Annotated in this window: 15 protein-coding genes; 8 read left to right on the forward strand and 7 right to left on the reverse strand. The window is 35.1% G+C overall.

Annotation, left to right across the window (positions count from 1 at the left end; all coding sequences use genetic code 11):
- Positions 1-67: 67 nt before the first annotated feature.
- Positions 68-406 (forward strand): plasmid mobilization protein, encoded by a 339-nt coding sequence (locus tag AAEU30_RS16490; protein ID WP_421961442.1) that lies wholly within the window; start codon positions 68-70, stop codon positions 404-406.
- Between the two features lie 1035 nt (positions 407-1441).
- Positions 1442-1741 carry a hypothetical protein gene (locus AAEU30_RS16500; protein WP_421961443.1) on the forward strand — a complete coding sequence of 100 codons (300 nt, stop codon included), beginning with the start codon at positions 1442-1444 and terminating at the stop codon, positions 1739-1741.
- Between the two features lie 385 nt (positions 1742-2126).
- Here AAEU30_RS16500 and AAEU30_RS16505 read toward each other — a convergent pair whose 3' ends face one another.
- Complete coding sequence (locus tag AAEU30_RS16505) at positions 2127-2378, reverse strand: helix-turn-helix domain-containing protein (RefSeq protein ID WP_421961444.1); 252 nt, start codon at positions 2376-2378, stop codon at positions 2127-2129.
- A 104-nt stretch (positions 2379-2482) separates the two neighbouring features.
- On the opposite strand from AAEU30_RS16505, the gene AAEU30_RS16510 reads away from it, so the two are divergent.
- Complete coding sequence (locus AAEU30_RS16510) at positions 2483-2995, forward strand: hypothetical protein (RefSeq protein WP_421961445.1); 513 nt, start codon at positions 2483-2485, stop codon at positions 2993-2995.
- A gap of 97 nt (positions 2996-3092) precedes the next feature.
- Here the strand turns inward: AAEU30_RS16510 and AAEU30_RS16515 are convergent, their stop codons facing one another.
- The 3 genes from AAEU30_RS16515 to AAEU30_RS16525 all read right to left on the reverse strand — a co-directional run bounded on the left by AAEU30_RS16515 (position 3093) and on the right by AAEU30_RS16525 (position 6438).
- Positions 3093-4097, reverse strand: coding sequence for a hypothetical protein (locus AAEU30_RS16515; RefSeq protein ID WP_421961446.1), 1005 nt, complete (start codon positions 4095-4097; stop codon positions 3093-3095).
- 6 nt (positions 4098-4103) lie between these two features.
- Entirely contained in the window at positions 4104-5300 is a 1197-nt protein-coding gene (locus tag AAEU30_RS16520) for an AAA family ATPase (RefSeq protein WP_421961447.1), read from the reverse strand.
- A gap of 358 nt (positions 5301-5658) precedes the next feature.
- Complete coding sequence (locus AAEU30_RS16525) at positions 5659-6438, reverse strand: DeoR/GlpR family DNA-binding transcription regulator (protein ID WP_421961448.1); 780 nt, start codon at positions 6436-6438, stop codon at positions 5659-5661.
- Between the two features lie 393 nt (positions 6439-6831).
- On the opposite strand from AAEU30_RS16525, the gene AAEU30_RS16530 reads away from it, so the two are divergent.
- The 5 genes from AAEU30_RS16530 to AAEU30_RS16550 all read left to right on the forward strand — a co-directional run bounded on the left by AAEU30_RS16530 (position 6832) and on the right by AAEU30_RS16550 (position 13602).
- Positions 6832-8247, forward strand: coding sequence for an FGGY-family carbohydrate kinase (locus AAEU30_RS16530; protein ID WP_421961449.1), 1416 nt, complete (start codon positions 6832-6834; stop codon positions 8245-8247).
- A gap of 139 nt (positions 8248-8386) precedes the next feature.
- Positions 8387-9415: a GGDEF domain-containing protein gene (locus AAEU30_RS16535; RefSeq protein WP_421961450.1), complete on the forward strand. Its 1029-nt coding sequence runs from the start codon at positions 8387-8389 to the stop codon at positions 9413-9415.
- A gap of 629 nt (positions 9416-10044) precedes the next feature.
- A complete protein-coding gene (locus AAEU30_RS16540) occupies positions 10045-11058 on the forward strand; it encodes a tyrosine-type recombinase/integrase (RefSeq protein WP_421961451.1) in 1014 nt (337 codons plus the stop codon).
- A gap of 131 nt (positions 11059-11189) precedes the next feature.
- Positions 11190-12542 carry an ATP-binding protein gene (locus AAEU30_RS16545; RefSeq protein WP_421961452.1) on the forward strand — a complete coding sequence of 451 codons (1353 nt, stop codon included), beginning with the start codon at positions 11190-11192 and terminating at the stop codon, positions 12540-12542.
- 181 nt (positions 12543-12723) lie between these two features.
- On the forward strand, positions 12724-13602 hold the full coding sequence (locus tag AAEU30_RS16550; RefSeq protein WP_421961453.1) for a DNA replication terminus site-binding protein: 879 nt from the start codon (positions 12724-12726) through the stop codon (positions 13600-13602).
- 431 nt (positions 13603-14033) lie between these two features.
- Here AAEU30_RS16550 and AAEU30_RS16555 read toward each other — a convergent pair whose 3' ends face one another.
- The 3 genes from AAEU30_RS16555 to umuD form a co-directional block, all read right to left on the reverse strand.
- The gene (locus AAEU30_RS16555; protein WP_421961454.1) at positions 14034-15911 is read right to left on the reverse strand and encodes a hypothetical protein; all 1878 of its coding nucleotides are present in this window, start codon (positions 15909-15911) and stop codon (positions 14034-14036) included.
- A 608-nt stretch (positions 15912-16519) separates the two neighbouring features.
- Positions 16520-17779: a Y-family DNA polymerase gene (locus AAEU30_RS16560; protein ID WP_421961455.1), complete on the reverse strand. Its 1260-nt coding sequence runs from the start codon at positions 17777-17779 to the stop codon at positions 16520-16522.
- Positions 17767-18180 (reverse strand): translesion error-prone DNA polymerase V autoproteolytic subunit, encoded by a 414-nt coding sequence (gene umuD, locus AAEU30_RS16565; RefSeq protein ID WP_421961456.1) that lies wholly within the window; start codon positions 18178-18180, stop codon positions 17767-17769. Before umuD ends, AAEU30_RS16560 begins: the two co-directional genes overlap by 13 nt.
- Positions 18181-18325 lie beyond the last annotated feature (145 nt).

Here is an 18325-nt window from a genome sequence, read left to right on the forward strand (position 1 = left end):
ACTTCTTGCTGTAACTTATAAATTCTTTGTGTTTCTAGGGTCTGAATAATCTAAATGAGGTGAAATAATGAGTGATAAAAAACGGACTAAATCTATAAAAATTAGAGTAAATGATAGTGAGTTTTTAGCGTTAAATAAGCTTAAAGATAATGCAGGTTTTTCGATGCTGGCTGATTATATGAGAACAGTTTCTTTAAATTTAGATATACCATCTAAAAATGTTTATCCGACTGTCGATCCTGCTTTGCACAGATTGATATCTGGTATCGGAAACAACGTTAACCAAGTAGCTCGTAAAGTTAATAGCTCTAAACTGAAAGCCTGTGACTCTATTAAAATTATATGCATTCTTTCATCTATTGATGAAAATTTAAAGAGAATACGGGTGAGTTGGAGCGCTAAATAATGATAATTATTTTTTTTAACCGGGGCAAAGGAAGCGGTCATGGGCCTGCTGACTATTTGATGGGTAAAGATAGAAATAGAGAAAATGCTCAAGTTATAAAGGGGGATTTAGAGTTAACGGTCGAAAATATAAACGGGCTAAATTTCACAAGGAATTATACAAGTGGATGCCTTTCCTTTTCAGAAAAAGATATATCAAGTTACAAGAAAGAAAAATTAATGGATCAGTTTGAACTTACTATTTTTGCTGGTTTGGATAGAGATCAATACGATATAACTTGGATTCAGCATCAAGATAAAGATAGGTTAGAGCTTAATTTTTTGATACCTAATGTTGAGTTACGATCAGGTAAGCACTATCAGCCATATTACCATAGAGGCGAATGGAAGATGTTGAACGCTCTTCAGACGCTCGAGAACAATACATATGGTTTTTCTGATCCTAACGAGCCACACAGAAAAAGAGCTGTGATGCTTCCAAGGGATTTACCAAGAGAAAAAATTAAAGTTTTAGAAAATATTACTGATGGTCTAATAGCTATGGCTATTAGCGGTTTAATAGAAAATCGTCAGGATGTTATTCAGGCACTAAGTGAAACTGGTTTTGAGATAACCAATGAAACTGAAGTATCAATATCAATTAAAAACCCACAAGGTGGAAAAAATATAAAGTTAAAAGGAGCTTTGTATGAGCGAGATTTTAAAAATGTCAGAGGACTTCGAGAAAAGATCGAAGCTGCAAGTAAAGCGTACTCAGCTAGCAATAAGGAAAGAGTTCAACAAGCTGAACAAGTTTATTTACGTGGAAGTAAAAAGAAGCGAAAAAGAAACGAGTTGCGCTATGCGAGATTTAAATCATCATCATTTGATGCAATACAAAAAACTAAAAATAGTATTGTTAATAATGAGCTTAACAGCTTTTTTCTTGGCTGGGATGGTATTTCAATCGATTCTAAGCGTGATAAACATAGAGCAAATATTAAATTAAAACTAATGCAGGAGTTAGAAAAAAATGACGAAATTAGAGCAACAATTAATGCTATCGCTCGAGCGACTTCAAGACGACTACGAACAAGAGTTCAAAGCACTTTACGAGTCTTTGAACAACTTAGCAATCAGTATAAGCGAGAAACAAAAAAAGCCTGTATCTTCAACGCTAGCGAAACAAGAGTGCGGGAAAGTGTGTCTAGAATGTAAACACGGTAAATACAGTAATTATAAAATCAGCACAGACGAAGAGCATTGGAAGTTTTCTTGTTTAATGGATCATAGTCAAAAGCGTAGTGTTGAAGAATGTACACACTATGAACCGACAATAAACCCTAATATTAAATAGTGGCTGGTATCTGTGTAGTGTTCAAAAATCTGTGTCATTTCAGTAAACCGATAAAACAGGAATGACACACATGACAAATCAATTCAACTTCGAAGAAGCAGTTAAAGCATTTCAATCAGATAAAAAGGTTAATGGTAAAGATGGTTCCTGACCATGCTCGCTGAGCTTTAAGATCACCTTGCTAATAAGCGAGTACCTAATCTTAGAAACGGCTCCTCTAGCACTAAAGCCATTAAGTAATCTGCTGGTAATTTTGAGCTAGATTTTTCTTAATCCAAACTTTTCCTTAAAGAGTTCATTATTATAATAAACTATTCATTCTGATCCTTTTCTAATTTCTCAAGTGAATTGTCAGATATTGTCTAAATTAGTACCAATAAATATTTTACTTACTGGTAGATGATTTTATGTTTATTTTGACATTGTCAGCTGAAGGAAATATATCGTCTGTATCACAGCCTAGTAAGAACATTATTTCATATATTCTTTCGCATGACATTGCTATAGATCCAGATTCAATTCTACTAATATAGCTCTGCTCTACATGTAAATGATGGGCTAATTCAGCTTGGCTCCAACCTTTAGTGACACGTGCTATTTTTATATTTTTACCAATGAGTTTTATAACTGACTGCATTCATAGTATCCGGATCATAAAACGTTATGATCCCATATTGAATGCAAGTGCCATATGTATTATAGTGCATTAAAAATGCAATATAATACATATGTGAGATTGGTGTGAAATTAGAAATAGAATTATTAATCGATACTGTCATTTCGATGGAATACATCGATAGTTTTACAGTGAGGGAGGTAAGTATTGCTTTATGCTGTCTAACTAAAATGGAGCACTGCGAACTCACAGACATACAAAAGAGAGTATCAGAGTATCTTGAAAAGTTAGTTGATGTTGATTTGCTTGAGTCCACATTTGAGAATGAACAGACTAAAATTTATAAAAAAACAGATGAAATTCAGTTGTATATTGATAATTCGCAGGTAGCTAATCACTATAAACTTTTATTGATTAAAGAACTCGAAGCCCTGCGAGATAATAACGCTTTTGAAATATCAGAATCCAGCTCAGCTATGAGAGTTCATTCTAAATTATGTGGAGGTAGTCACAATCTAAAAGAGTTAATGAAGCCAGCTTATGATCTTTTAGAAGAGCGGCATCACTCTCTTATTAATAAATTAAAAATAGTCGATCAGCTTTTAAGTATTTATGAAAATGAAGTGAGCTTAGCCTAAAAATAAGGCTAGAGTTTCCATGGGTCTACTGTCAGATTTGATTTAGTTTTGATAATCAAGTCTGACAGTTTAGTTAAAAGCTATTTAAATCACCATGTCATTGTTCATTACCATTTAATATTGTAATAAATTTATCTAGTATTTTAGGGTCAATCTTTGACTCATTAATGGTGATACTTAAACCAGATTTAGTGGGCTTCACTTTGATCCCTGCAAGGTCTTGTTTAGCATATTCTTTTAGTTTTCCTTCATAGCTAATAGGAGCTGTTGCTTTGTCCGCTCGGATTTTTGCAAGTAACTCTTTCTGAAGGTTTTTTGATGATTTTTCTAATTCTTCTTCAAGAAGGCTTATTTCTTCAGCTGTTTCAGTTCCGGTTAGTGTAACTGGTTCGATAGGACGGAACTGTTCAGCAATCGTTTCTAGGTAACCATCTTTGTTATGCTTAACCAATTCGCGTAATAATGGTGTAGCGATGTACTTCAAAGCTGGAAATAAGTTAATTAGCTCTTTTGGTAAGTTTGCATAGCTTAACGCATAATAAACATTGCTCTTTTTCATGCCTAAGAGATCACTTAGTTCTAAACCAGAGATTTCTTTTTCGTTGTTTCTATCAAGTTTTGTTTTTAATGCTTGGATAGATTTAGCTTTATCCATAAAGCTAGGCTCAGCGTATTCATCCATTACACGAGCAAAATGCGCTCGTTCTTTTTCTGTTAAATCTTTTGCAACAATAAGGCTTAGCTTTGTATTTGGAAGAAGTGAGACAGTATAAGCGCGTCTTAAACCTCCCAGGATTTCGTATTTACCACCTACTAGCTCAGCTCTTACTGGCTCAGTATTTCCCTTAGAAGATCTAATTGAGTGGTAAATATCTAAAACTGACGCTAATGACAAATCATCAAATGAACGCTTGTTATATATAGATTTTACGCATTTATTAAATACATCTTGGCTTTTGATCGTAACCTTTTCCCATTTGATATCACGGCCATCAATGGGGGAGCTATCAATTAAGCAATCGCTATTATCTTTTGTGATAAGGGTATCTAAATTTGTGTTAGATATTTTTCGCCCGATCACTGCTCTTTTTTTATTACTCATAGCGAATTAACCTTCATTCTTTCTATTAAATGTAATTGTGTCGAATACTGAACGAGTGAACTCTTCAGCTTTAATTCGTGCTTTTTTTAGTGCATCTCTATCACCAGGGTAAAACTTAGGGTTAGTTGAAAATACGGTCCCGAAGCTTTCACCACATCGTTCAAATGCCGTTGATAATGGGAGTGAAGTATCTAACATATCAGCGCCGCAAACTTCTCTTAATAAACTTTGTGCATCAGCATGGTCTGACTTCCTTGCTATTTTTGCCATATAGCCAAAAACGGAATTAAGTTTAATTTCACTGCCTGCACTTTCTGCCATGTCGAATAGTTCTGGTAAGCGCTGCATAAACTTAAGAGTTGAGTGAAAATCAACTTGTGCGGGAGGCACTGGGATCAAAAATGTGTCTGCTGCAACGAAAGAGTTAAGCAAAAATGCATCAAGGTGAGGGCCACTATCGATAAAGATAAAGTCGTAATCATGCTTTAATTTATCAATCACATTATTTTTTAATACATCGTATATATTTTGATTAGGTAAATGCTCATTGGCAAGCTGTTCAAACTGTGAAGCTATAAATGCATCCTCAATTGATGCAGGGATTATATCAACACCAGCAACACTAGATGGCTTAATAAAATCATTAAGTAATTCTTCCCGGCTAACATTTTGCAACATTGCCTGAGCAACAGTTTCATCTACGATCCCGATAGATAAATCATGCTTCATAAACATTGTCGCGCTTGCTTGAGGATCTAAATCTAAGACAAGTATTCTTAAGTCATGCTTTATTAGTGCTGGTGTACATCTTAAGCCATGTGCGAGGGTAACAGAGCTTACAGTTTTAGCGACTCCGCCCTTTAAGTTAGTCAAAAAAACTGTATGTGCTTCTTTAAACTGATCTCGATATTTAGGAACAGCTCGGTGTTCATAAATTGCAGTTACATCTTTATGGCCCATACTATAAACATTATTGAGGCCAGCTTGTTTCTTTTGAAATTGATAGCCCTTTAACTCCATCTCTGCTACAGCTTTATCTACTTTTGCTTTAGCAAGGTCAGGTAGGCTTGCCACTGCGGATTTTGAAAAGGTTTGTTCATAATTCTCAGCATCAAATTCAATCTTTGAGCTGGTAATTTTTTCTGAAAGCGTTTCTAAAGTTAGCTTGGCTCTCGTTGCAATTTTTAAAATCCTATCATCCATCACTTTACCTTGCTTTATGCAGCTTTTTAAGAATTATACATATAATGCTGCATATTCGTATTAATGTAAATAATAAATTGAAAACAAGCTTAAGAAAGCAACGTAACAACCTGGTTATTTCTGGTTCCACATTGTGGAATTGTTTAAGAGAATTTCGTTAATCTTTCGGCAAGTTAAAAATAAGAGTGGTAAGTTTTTCTACGATTTCAGACTAGATTTTGTGAACAGAGGAAAGCGTTGTTGCAGGGTAGTTTATAATTTATAATTTATAAGTAAAATCACATCTTAGGCCATTGAAAAACTAGGGTCTAAGATGTGAACTAAAATGGATAGTTAAACTTAGATATTTGTATTTAGATTAATCATCAAGAGATTCGACAACGATGACTTCGATACCTTGTTCTTTAAAGTATTCAATCAAATCTGAATCGGCTTTTGAATCCGTAATTAAAATATCAACTTCTTCTAAAGAGCAAAATACAAAGTTACTACGTTTACCTAATTTAGTGCTGTCTGCTAGTACAATCAGCTTATCTGTTTGCTTTTTAAGTTTTTGCTCAGACAAGATTAATAGGGGGTCTGACTCCATTACCCCAAACTTACCTATTCCTGGAGTACCCATAAACATCATAGAACTACGATAATGTTCAGTGTTATCTTTTTCATAAGAACTTAAAATAATACCTTGTTCTCTATATATCTCACCACCTGGAAGTGAAATTAAATTTTCACTATTCTCTGAAAGGTGGTTTGCTAAAACAAATGAATTAGTCAGTATATTTAAGTTTTTGTCTTGTAGAAACTCACCCATCATGTATGTGGAACTGCCCCCGTTAATGATGATTGAATCATTTTCTGAGCATAGCTCTACCGCTCTTTTAGCGATTAGCCTTTTGGTATCAGTACGTTTAGTTTTATCTACTTCAAATGCGGAACTTTGAATGTTTTTTCTCTTATTAGAGTTTGATTCTGCGCCCCCTCTGATTTTTAAAATTTCTCCACGTTGCGCCATTTTAGTTAAGTCTCGGCGGATGGTTGCCTCAGAGGAATTTAATTTATCTGTTAAAACTTTAACACTCGCAAAGTTGTTTTGATCTACAATTTCTTTAATTAGCTGCTGTCTATGTTTTTCTAACATTTATAACTATCCATTTTATTCACCCCTAAGGGTTACATACTAATTCAATAACAGTATCTTACTAAAAGTTTATCATTATCTGACCTAAAATGGAAAAAATAGATTTCAAGAAATTCATTTGTAAAACATGGTGTTATATTTGTTTGCTAGGCGTAATAGTTTTACCTGAGGCTTATTTTATGAAAGTTTTAACTTAAAACGATACACATTAAACCTATACAATCAATCATATTCGCTCTATATAAATCATTTACAATCATCACTGTTCGGTGTACATTAATATAAATTATCGCAGCTTACCTAAGTTACAGTTATATATCGTGATAGCACGAGGATAGAAGTATAATTTTTTGTAAGTTTTAGTCTTAATTATCTGAATAATAAGTAACAAAAATGACAACTCAAACAATCGCACATTCCTTGGTAATTGATATAGGGAAAACTCATGTAAAATTGCATGTGTTAGACAGTAAATTTAACTCTTTATTTTCCAAGCAAATGAAAAATACAGTAGTTAACGAAGGTGTTTTTCCTAGTATTAATACGAAAGAAATATGGGATTGGCTTATTGCCGGAATTAAAGAGATAACACCAACATATCGTATTAATGCCATAAATATTACAACACATGGTGCAACAGCTGCACTCATTGACCGTAATTCTATCAGTGCAGATGGCCTTGTTTTACCGATTTTAGATTATGAATATACTGGCGTTTATGAACAGAGTCCTGAATACGAGAGTATTCGACCTTCTTTCGATGATACTTTTTCGCCATCACTCCCTGCGGGTCTAAATTTAGGTCGTCAGTTATATTGGCTAAAAACAAAATTTGGTGATGAGTTCAAACAAGTGACAGATATACTCATGTACCCACAATATTGGGTTTGGCGCTTCACCGGACAAAGAGTGAATGAGATTACTTCATTGGGTTGCCATACTGATTTATGGTCAATCAAAAACAATAGTTACTCTTCTTTAGTTGATTACCTAGATTGCGAAAAGTTGCTCCCTAAAATTGAACCTGCATGGTTTGATTGTGGGCAGGTTACAGCCTCACTAATAACTGAACTAGGACTTGATCCAGAATGTCACTTCTATAATGGTATTCATGATAGTAATGCGAGTTTTTTGCGATATAAATTAACTCAAAAAGACACTCCATTTACTGTGGTTTCAACAGGTACATGGACTATTTTAATGTCATCTCAGGTATCACTTAGTAATCTAGATGCTAAAAAAGATATGCTAGCAAATATTGATGCCATGGAGCAGCCTATTGCTTGTGCTCGCTTTATGGGAGGCAGAGAGTTTGAAGCTATTTGTGAGCAAGCCGGCTCTTGGCTTGGTGAGCAATTTAATGTTAATGATATTCAGAATGTAATTGATGAACAGGTCTTCGCAATACCAGACTTTAGTGACGGAAGCGGTCCGTTTGGTGGGGCCGAGTCCGGCTTTATTTCTAATACAGATAAAGTGAGCGGTATTGCTTTGGCAACAATTTATTGTGCTCTAATGATTGATTATCAATTGGACATGCTTGATGCTAAAGGGGATATTTTCATTGAAGGTGCGTTTTTGAAAAACCCACTGCTATGCGCTGTTCTTAATCAGTTAAGAGACAATAACAATGTAATATTATCAATGGACTCTACTGGTACTGTTCAAGGTGCAGGTTACTTATCTGACTGGGGTAATGTTCAGTGTGAAATTGAATGCGAACCTTCAACTTACACAAATTTAACCAGTTTAAAGGAATACCAAAAAAGATGGCGTTCATATGCTGAGGCTAAACTAAATAATATTTAACCTGTTTCAGAGCAGCATCCCCTAGGGACAAATATAAACGGTGTCAATAAGGTGGTTGTACTTGTGCCTCAATATCTACAGACCAGTTTATTTGTAGATATTGAGGCACATGTGAGCCCCCTATATTTGTGAATAGCATGTGGTAGGTCCATTGTTAAATTATTCAGATCAAGATGAAAGAAAGTTTATAATTAAGTATTTCGCATGTATTGGGTGCTCTGCGACTTCTTTGATGGCAACTTTAGCAATACTAAATCAAAAATATATATTATTTTTATCCCTTACTATTTCATCTTGTCTTTTTTTATATTGTTGGTTTATATATAGAAAAGAAAAAGTAGCAGCTTCAATAATTTCATACACACTTTATATTTTAATGTTGTTCCTTGTTTTCAGTGGAGGGGTAAAAGGGACTGGACCTATATGGATTCTTATCGTATCTCCAGTAACTTTTTTCATCCGTGGATTGAAACTTGGTGCATTTGATAGTTTATTATTTCTAATATCAGTGATTATAGCTTTCATTGCTACAGAGTATTTTGGAGTGTATGAATATCACTCGCCAGAAATGATTGTCAGAATCATTTCATGCTTTTTAATAGTGGCATCGTTGAGTGGCTTTTACGAGTACTCTAGGGAAAGATACAGCCAAAAACTCATTGTTCTAGCGAAAGAAAATCAGTTTCTTGCCAATCAAGACCCTTTGACTGGGTTACCCAATCGTCGTTTTATAGTAGACTATTTAAGTAATAATGAGTTGAATATCTCCAAGGAACTTCCCCTCTCAATTGTTTTATTTGATATAGATAACTTTAAAAAAATTAATGACTCATATGGGCATGGTATTGGTGATCAAGCACTCGTGCATTTTGCTAATGTTTTCACTCATACCAGTCGTGGTAATGATATTATTGCACGCTGGGGAGGTGAAGAATTTTTATTGGTTTTAGAAGATACTGATAAAAATTTAGCTATTGAAATAGCAGAAAAGCTTCGCTTGCACCTTCTAAATACACCTATGAATATAAACAATCAATCAATAAAGCTCACGGTCAGTGCTGGTGTTGAAGTCATTTATTCAAAAGATACTTTGGATTTGGCTATAAAATCTGCGGATGATAATTTATATCGTGCGAAATCATGCGGTAAAAACAGAATTTGCTATTAAGACGGCTATAATATTCTCTTCCCTTAGACTTGACGGCAGTAAATCCTGGATCAGTATTTAACTTACTATTGTTAATTTAGGACACTAAAGTGAAATTAAATGTTGTATATCAAAGCCTAAGAGGACTAAATGTAGCCTTTTTTGCTTTTTCATACTCAGTAATCAATGTGAGTGAGTAAAAATTTGATCTGGATTAAATTAAAATTGACTAGTTTAATTTTAAAGCCCATAAGTTAGATTATGTTAAACAGAATGGGTTTTTATAGCTGCTCTTTATATAATGCGACTTACACTTATTAGTTATAAAATAAGTTATTAAGTCCAATACTATCTAGTATCGGACTTTGGTGGGTTGGGCTTCTTCCGCTTATCGTCACACACATCACTAAGCATGAAATTAGGAACATGTCATTCCATAGTTTTATTAGAGTTTCACAGCAGAATCTCTATTTATTCCCATTTAGAAAACTTTCATTAAACCTACTACGAGTCCTTAAAATTAAATTTTAAGGCTTTTTAACATAATATTTAATACCATAAATAAACCTTTACGGTAGTAATATTTAGCTTTTTAAATTAAACTATAATTTCTGCTTAAGCCGAGTGATAAAATCTAGTTGAATAGCAATATGAATGCACGACTGAAACACATTACAAATGGTAGCAAGGCCCTCGCTCTTAGCGTACGGGCGGAAAAAACTGCGCCAGTAGTTCGTGATGATAACTGCCCTATTTATGCTTATTTAATGTCACTTAAATCAACTAATTCACAACAGACTGTCATACGAGTATTACAATCAATAGCGAAACATCTAGGTCAACCTGGTTATTACAGCATTATTTGGCAAAACTTTGATAGAAATACATTAAATCAGTTAATTAAGATATTAATTGATAAAGATAAAGCCCCCGACACAATTAGTTTATATATTTCAGTGATTAAGCGTGTGCTTTTTGAAGCATACCTATTAGACCTTATTGATACTAAACATTGGGAGCGCATTAAATCAGTACAAAAGCCGCAGGCTGGAAGGCAGAAAAAACACAATGTGTTAAATGAATTTGAATTCAAAGAGTTGCTTCATACTATTGAAATAACAAGTAGCAACTCGTTAATGGCCGTGCGTGATAAAGCTATTTTTCATTTATTTATTGGCTGTGGCTTAAGGCGGTTTGAACTTGTAAACCTAAAGCTAGAAAATATCAATCTTCAATATCACACGATTATTTTTGATGGTAAAGGACGTAAACAGCGTGAGGTAAAATTACATAATGTTACTTTCGCAGCTTTACAAGAATGGCTCGCTGTACGGGGAGCTACACCAGGTCCGTTGTTCGTTCGAATTTACAAATCAGGCTCTCTGCCAGCTTGGTTAGTAAGCAACGAAAGCCGGATAAGTGGTTTGTCTACTGAAGCAATGTATATGTTGTGTAGAAAATATGGTTTGATCGACAAGAATATAGCACCGCATAGTTTACGGCGTTCGTATGCGACTTTATTAGATAGCAATGGTGCTGATATAAAACATATAGCAAAGCTCATGGGGCATTCAAGTATCAAAACGACTGAGCGATATATTCAAGTAGATCACCAAGATGTAATGGACACCGTAGATGATAAGTTGTTTAAAACTATACCTTAATACAAGGGGTTTTGTGCTCATCTCCTAATCATTAGCTAGATTTTACTTATATACTGTAACAATAATTACTGTAATAAAAAATACAGTAGTGTATAGTGTAATTAATCAGTAATCATTGTTAGGTGAGTGAAATGCAAAAGTTTTATAACCGCGAGTTACAGCTCAAGGAACTGAGAAATATCTCTGATAATACAGAGAAAACGAAAGGTCGATTAAGTGTTGTCGTTGGTCGTCGTCGTGTAGGTAAAACTCGTTTGCTCAACGAAGTATTTAAAGAAGCAACTCATCAACATATCTATTTATTTATCAGTCGCAAATCAGAAAGTGCGTTAGTGGCTGAGTTTAGCTCAATTATTCAAAGCACACTAAATACAAAGTTTTTTCAGCCAGAATCTTTAAAAGATGTTTTTGAATTTTTATTAGACTATTCAACAAAGACGCCTATTACTCTAGTTATAGATGAATTTCAGGATATTGAAAGAGTAAATAATAGCCTCTTTTCAGACTTACAAAACTTATGGGATAACTATAAAAATAAGTCTATGATGCACCTAGTCTGCTGCGGCTCTTTATATAACCTTATGACTAAGCTTTTTAAAGATGAAAAACAGCCATTGCTCAACCGGGATGATCACTTCTTCAAAATTAACCCCCTAACACCAAGCTATATTAAAGAAATAATGCAAGATAATGGTAAGTATAACTCTAATGACCTCCTTGTTTGGTGGTGTTTATCAGGGGGCATCCCTAAATATTTAGAATGGTTGAATAACTCAGGGGCCTCCCCTTTAGAAAAGCTGATTTCTAATGGCTCTCCATTAATTAAAGAAGGTATGCACCGACTTGTAGAAGACTTTGGCTCAGAGCACAGAGCCTATTTTGATGTTTTAGGTGCTATAGCCAATGGATATAATAGTCGTCCTCGAATAGAAAGCTACCTCAATACAGGTGTTGGCGTAAATCTTGAAAAGCTTGAAAAAGATTTTGATATTATTAATAAGCTTAGGCCTATTACTGCAAAAGATAATTCTAGAGATATTCGCTATGAAATAGCTGATGAATTTTTAAGTTTTTGGTTTAGGTTTATCTACAGTAATAGAAGTGCAGTAGAAATAGAAAACTACGATTTTATAAAACGCATTATTGATCGTGACTTTGACACCTATTCAGGATCACAACTGGAAGAACTATTTAAAGCAATTCTTGCAGAGTCTAAGCAGTTTAATAATATTGGTAGTTACTGGGATAGCAAAGGTGAAGATGAAATCGATATTGTAGCAATAGATGACTTTAATAAAAAAATACTAATTGCTGAAGTTAAGCGCCGTTATAAACGTTACAGCGAAGCCAAGCTAATAATGAAATCCAAAAGTTTATTACAGAGCTTAAATAAGAAAAACTATGAAGTTACCTTCAGAGGGTTTGCTTTAGATAACTTAGATGAAATATTGCTAGAATTTTCATACACGAAAGGGAAATTGTAATGTTTTTCTTTCACAATAAACTATACCATCATACTAAAAGTTAATATTCTATGAAACACTCCTCCATTTGTTTTGAACATTTTAAATTCAACAACTAGATGATAACTTGTTCAAAATTAAAATATACAAGTCGTTCAGGGTGTGCGATAGTTACTTTTATTAGTATGATGGTATAGTTTAAATGTCTTTAAATACTGAAATTACATTTGCATATAAGCAACTAGTAAACTCTACAAATTTACTTAACGAGTCTTTATTAGAGGCCGAGGTAATGCATGCTCAGTGTTATAAATTACCAGCTGTAGTAGGTGATATGTCAGATTCAAGTGGGTGGGAGTTTATTAATCCGGATGTTTATACTGGTTTTACAGCTTTAAGCATGGCGACAGGTGCATTTTCTCGGTTTACACCTAGTTACCAACACTCTCCTAAATACCCATTTCGTTTGCCAGGTATTATTCAATTAAACCCTGTTCATAATGAGCACATTTCGGAAATAGTTAATCAATGTAACCATCTAAAACTAAAAATTAAAGATTTAATTAACTCAAGTAAGCTAGATCAAATTAAAAAACGTGAATTAATTCAGAGTGCTTGCCCAAATGCGATCACTTTACAAATTTACCGCTTAATTAAAACAACCTCCTCACCTGTGCGACGCGTTGGATTTACGTGGTGTAATAAAACTAGCATGCGTACAATCAAAAAAAATGAATTTCTAGACTACTTACAAGGGAGTAAAAACAATCCTCCTGCCGGTCAAACTAAAGCTGAATGGACTCCATGGGTAGATAAAGAAATTGATTTAATTAAAAATAAAACCAGTGACATTGTTAAAGTTAAACGCCCACTTCCCATAGTGCCTAAGCTAAATATCTCATTTACTGATGATACAAAAACTATTATGTTCTATGGCCACCTACCAGTTATTATCTTTACCGCTGACCCCATAAAAATAACCCCGCTGAAAAGTTACATCGATAAGAAGAGTAAGAAACAGCTTCAGGAGTATCTGATTAAAAGACTGTATGTTGTTAATGAATGTACTGATCAAACTTAACTATTTTATCTAGTAAGCTACTGTCGGAGGACATTAAAGTATGAAACTCGACAATAAATACCGAAACCATGGCAATAAAGTTTGAAACTTTTCGATGCTATTTGTCGCAGTCTGCCTTTTGTTCTAACAAACTTTTGCCCCAAAGTGAGTTGTAACTGAGACAAGACCTATTGGTAGAGTTCTGATTTTGGAATACTTAAGTTAATGCAGGCAGAAGACAAGACCTGATCCCAATGTTACTTTGGTCTAGGCTGACTTCTGCCATGACCTGACGCAGCTCGACTAGCTCGCTGGGAGCAAGTCGACGCAGTGCAGGATCTTCAGAATCTGCCGTTACGGTATTTATATACCACGCAGTTCATTCTCTGTGTCTGAACCGTGCTTTTTAGTCTCCACCAACCAACCTCCCCCGTAGACCGGAAAATAAAATTTTAGCACTTACCAATAGAGTCTCGACACCTTTTAATGATAACAGCGTCTTGAGACACTCTGTGATTCATGCTGGATAACCGTGTAAATATTGGATTATCAGCTAGACTTGACTGAACACTATAGCGGCACAATGCCTTTAACAACCAGCCACCAAGAGATACATAAGCCCCACCCGGAACACCATTGTATTCCATGACTGCTCCGGCCACTAATGGTCCGAAAGCTCCAGTGAAATCTAAAGCAGCCAAATTCCCTCTATTTTTTTCTATTTGCATGAGCTCTTTTCTAAGCTCATATAGTTTTAAACTAAGCTCATCATTACTTAAATTGGAGTAACCTTTCAATATACCAGGGATAGATCTAAGGCTATTGCTAGTGAGAGCGTCATCCAGCTCTAGTACATTCATGTCATTATTAATTGCTAGAACATTCTCCAAGAGGATGCTGATTTCAGACTCTCTAATAAACTGAGAGTTGTCAATCACGCCACTATAAAGACTGCTAACAGCTTCGCAAGCCGCAACCTCTGAATACTGTTCGGAATCAAATGGAAAGTGATGTGCATTTAATCCTTGAGCAAACTCAAAGCTAGAGCAGGCTGTAGCAAGTTCAATGGATAAGTCCTTTCCTTTAGCTTTAAATAGCTTGGTAGCCAAATTAGAAAATCCAGCCCTAAAAACAGAAGCAGCTCCTTCTTTATCTATCATGTACTCTGAGAACTGCCATTGGTCAGAAAGCGACTTTGCTAAAAACTTGAGCCCTTCGTTATTAGACCTTGCACAATAATAGAGAAATTCATATTGCTCATCACTTGAAAATGTCGCACCAACAATGCCAGTCTTTTTTTGAATCCCCTGAATTGCTGTTGCAGCCAATCGCCTAGAGAATATTATTGCATTCGGATTTACCTCTATAATTTCCTGCAATAGGCTTTGCGAGTATCTTGCTAAATTCTGTGGAACAACGAAAAGTAACCGACCTCTAATGATAAGTTCCTTTAACTCAAGTGGATTTATACCAAACATTCCATAAAAATCTCTTTCTTCAGACTTAAATGGCAAAGCTATAACGACTTTCTCATACAGAGATAAATACACCCTCAAGTTTCTGCGCTCAAATACAGAGGCATCCACGAAGCATTTAGTACTTTTCCCCAGAAAATCATTAGGCAAAAATATATCCTGACGCTCTAAATCATCACCGCAAAAAACAATCTTTCTATTTTGAACCCAAAAATCCTCATCAGCCTCATACCTATCTAAAATTTTTCTAGGAAACTGCTTCTGAATTAAACCGCTTGCTATAATTTGGAGGTTATCTATAGAGTTAGTCTTGAAATCGACCACTCCTGGATAATCATTAATATCAGGATTAACCTCGAAAACATAAACAAACCCCTGATAGCCTAAAGATTCACAGATTAGCTGAATCTCTTCTTTATCATCATTAGTCACTTCATTCTTCAGTATAATTTTAAACTCATTCGTACCCCACTTCATATCAGCATTAAATGGCTGATACTTTTTAGGAATGTGAATATTTAACTGATTAATAAACTCACCCATAACAAGCGGCTGACCAAACAAGTGGGACTTTTCGAAAGAGTCTCTAAGTGGAATATTAATAAAACCAGGAAGCTTTTCACCAACAATGACTACGGGAGGAATCGCCATTGTTCTAAACTCTTCATAGTGATTTTCTAATGCGGTTCTCTTTTCTTCATCACCGAGAACTTCTTGAATAACTGCATAAATTTTTTCGCCATCTGTATACAATCCCTTATGGGAAAGATCATGCGTCTCGAATCTAAATGACTCATAGTTATTTTTGATGGTATCAACGACAGAAACCGAATAAGGATAACTTATACTAGACAATGCACTCTCCCCTAAAGCAAACCTATGCATACTAAAAAACTATCTTCCTACGCATAATAAACTAAAACTTATGTTCAAATTACGCCAGTTTGTTCATGATATATTAAATGCATGCTTTTATACGAACATTAAAAAAGTAAAGGGGTCTTGCTTTTTGCTTGTCAAGATTTCCCGTACCTGAGCTAATCCATAGGTTTCTAATTTAGCAAAATTACTGACTCACTTTTGTCCAAAAGTGAGTTTCAATCTTTGTTGTCACAACTTTTCTTTGGGTAGGCACGTTGATTGAATCTAAGTTTTGATCTTTATTGTCGTACATACCTTCTATTGACACGAAAGGAACGGACTGGGAAGGCAAAAAAGTTTCAAACATTATTGCCTTCCGACAGCTACATAGCACCTTGGCATAGCTGAACTAGTAAATACCAATTAAAAAATAGTCAATCTTATTGAACTACCCCGCTACATCACTTCGCTCTGATCACGGGGTTTTCTCGACAACTTTAGATAAAGCACAATTTTTGATTAGTAAATATATATCAAAATGCAATATTTATATGTAATTACATATAAATTGGCGCTTGTTATTTAATTTAATTCTACTTGGCTTAATCACATTTAATAAGAGGTATATCTGACCAACGGGTGGTGTAATGAGGTGATAAAAAGGCTCGTTTCATATTCCATGTTTGAGTTAACTTTTCACTCGCTAATGAGAGAGCACCAACACCATAGCGCTTGTTAATAGTATCAATACATTGCATCACTTGAGGTTTATCTGCACTAACAGAAAACATATCTGATTGCTGAAAGTGTTCACTTTCGAGCTCTATCGCGCCTATACCACAACGATAAAATCGAGTATTTACTTTAAATATCTCATTAATAACATCAGACACAGCTTTCGCAAGGACACTGGTATCAGATGTCGCGATAGGAAAGTCGTACAGAAGAGATTTTTTATAATACGAGCCTTCATGTGGAGAGCTTGACGCGAATATAACAATGCGCTTAGTTAAAGAGTGCTGCTTTCTAAGTTTACGTCCAACGATTGCAGCATGCGTAACAAGCGCTGATTTTAATGTATTTATGTCACTGACGCGCTCACCAAAGCTTCTGGTTGAAAAGACTTCTTTTTTATTTTGTTTTACTTCGTCCCAACTTAAACATGAGATGCCGTTAAGTTCACTCACAGTTCGCTCGACAACGACGCTAAACATCCTTCTCATCTTCTTAGGATTTTGCTTTGCTAAGTCCAGTGCGCTTTTTATGCCCATGAACTTAAGTTGCTTTCCAAGTCGAGAGCCGATTCCCCACACATCAGTGACATCCATTCTCGCAAGAATATTTTGACGGGATGTTTCGTCATAAATGACGGCTATACCATTGAAACCGGATAGCTTTTTTGCTGCGTGGTTTGCAGCTTTTGCCAGCGTTGGAGTCGGCCCAAAACCAACCCCTACAGGTAAACCAGTTTCACGCCATACAGCCTGCCTAATAGTACTACCATAAGCCGACCAATCGTCGATGATATTTGAAAAACCTGTGAATCGTAAAAATGACTCATCGATACTATACACATAATGATTATCACAGAAGCGATTTATCACTGTCATCATTCGCTCACTTAAATCAGCGTAAAGCTCATAATTAGATGATCTGACAACCACATTATGCTGTGTTAAAAAGTGCTTAATTTTAAAGTATGGCTGAAACTTTGGTATGTTCAGCTTTCGTGCTATGGGGCATACAGCACAGATACAACCATCGTTATTTGTAAGAACTACAACCGGCTTAAATCGTATAGATGGGTCAAAAACCTTTTCTGCACTGGCATAAAAAGCGACTGCATCGACTAAGGCATACATCGGCTTAACTCAACTTTATTTTTATGAAGACGAATGCTAGTTGTTACCACACCTTCTAATTTGAAGTCATCCTCAGGAGAAATATAAACCGACGAATAGTTTTTGGATGCAGAGATAAGTAAACGGTTGTACTTATCAATGATTTTACACACAAAGGTACCGTTATAGCTTGCTACAATAACATCACCTGAACTGACACTTTCAGCTCTATCAACAACTAATAAATCACCGTCAAATATCCCTACATCTTGCATTGATTGACCTGATGCTAACCCAATAAAGGTTGCATTCGGATGTTTAATGATCAATTCATCCAACGAAATACCTAGCTCAGTGTATTCCGCAGCGGGAGATTCAAAGCCAGTAATACCAGCTTCAATAAAAATGGGGATAACAAACATACACGCCTCTACACTGTTTATTTATGGCTATGTTGTATTTCAGTGTTGGTGAACTATATTCAATATAATGAAACCTAATAACGGCAGGTGCAACATGGCTTCCAAGCAGTTTCAAAATACACTACATCACATTACCAACTTAAAT

Source organism: Pseudoalteromonas mucoides (assembly GCF_049257175.1).
GTDB lineage: Bacteria > Pseudomonadota > Gammaproteobacteria > Enterobacterales > Alteromonadaceae > Pseudoalteromonas.

Coding starts and splice junctions, on each gene's coding strand:
- AAEU30_RS16560 (WP_421961455.1), bottom strand. CDS start 17,779: ATGTATGCCTTAGTCGATGCAGTCGCTTTTTATGCCAGTGCAGAAAAG.
- AAEU30_RS16540 (WP_421961451.1), top strand. CDS start 10,045: ATGAATGCACGACTGAAACACATTACAAATGGTAGCAAGGCCCTCGCT.
- AAEU30_RS16525 (WP_421961448.1), bottom strand. CDS start 6,438: ATGTTAGAAAAACATAGACAGCAGCTAATTAAAGAAATTGTAGATCAA.
- AAEU30_RS16490 (WP_421961442.1), top strand. CDS start 68: ATGAGTGATAAAAAACGGACTAAATCTATAAAAATTAGAGTAAATGAT.
- AAEU30_RS16520 (WP_421961447.1), bottom strand. CDS start 5,300: ATGGATGATAGGATTTTAAAAATTGCAACGAGAGCCAAGCTAACTTTA.
- AAEU30_RS16500 (WP_421961443.1), top strand. CDS start 1,442: ATGCTATCGCTCGAGCGACTTCAAGACGACTACGAACAAGAGTTCAAA.
- AAEU30_RS16515 (WP_421961446.1), bottom strand. CDS start 4,097: ATGAGTAATAAAAAAAGAGCAGTGATCGGGCGAAAAATATCTAACACA.
- umuD (WP_421961456.1), bottom strand. CDS start 18,180: ATGTTTGTTATCCCCATTTTTATTGAAGCTGGTATTACTGGCTTTGAA.
- AAEU30_RS16550 (WP_421961453.1), top strand. CDS start 12,724: ATGTCTTTAAATACTGAAATTACATTTGCATATAAGCAACTAGTAAAC.
- AAEU30_RS16505 (WP_421961444.1), bottom strand. CDS start 2,378: ATGCAGTCAGTTATAAAACTCATTGGTAAAAATATAAAAATAGCACGT.
- AAEU30_RS16545 (WP_421961452.1), top strand. CDS start 11,190: ATGCAAAAGTTTTATAACCGCGAGTTACAGCTCAAGGAACTGAGAAAT.
- AAEU30_RS16530 (WP_421961449.1), top strand. CDS start 6,832: ATGACAACTCAAACAATCGCACATTCCTTGGTAATTGATATAGGGAAA.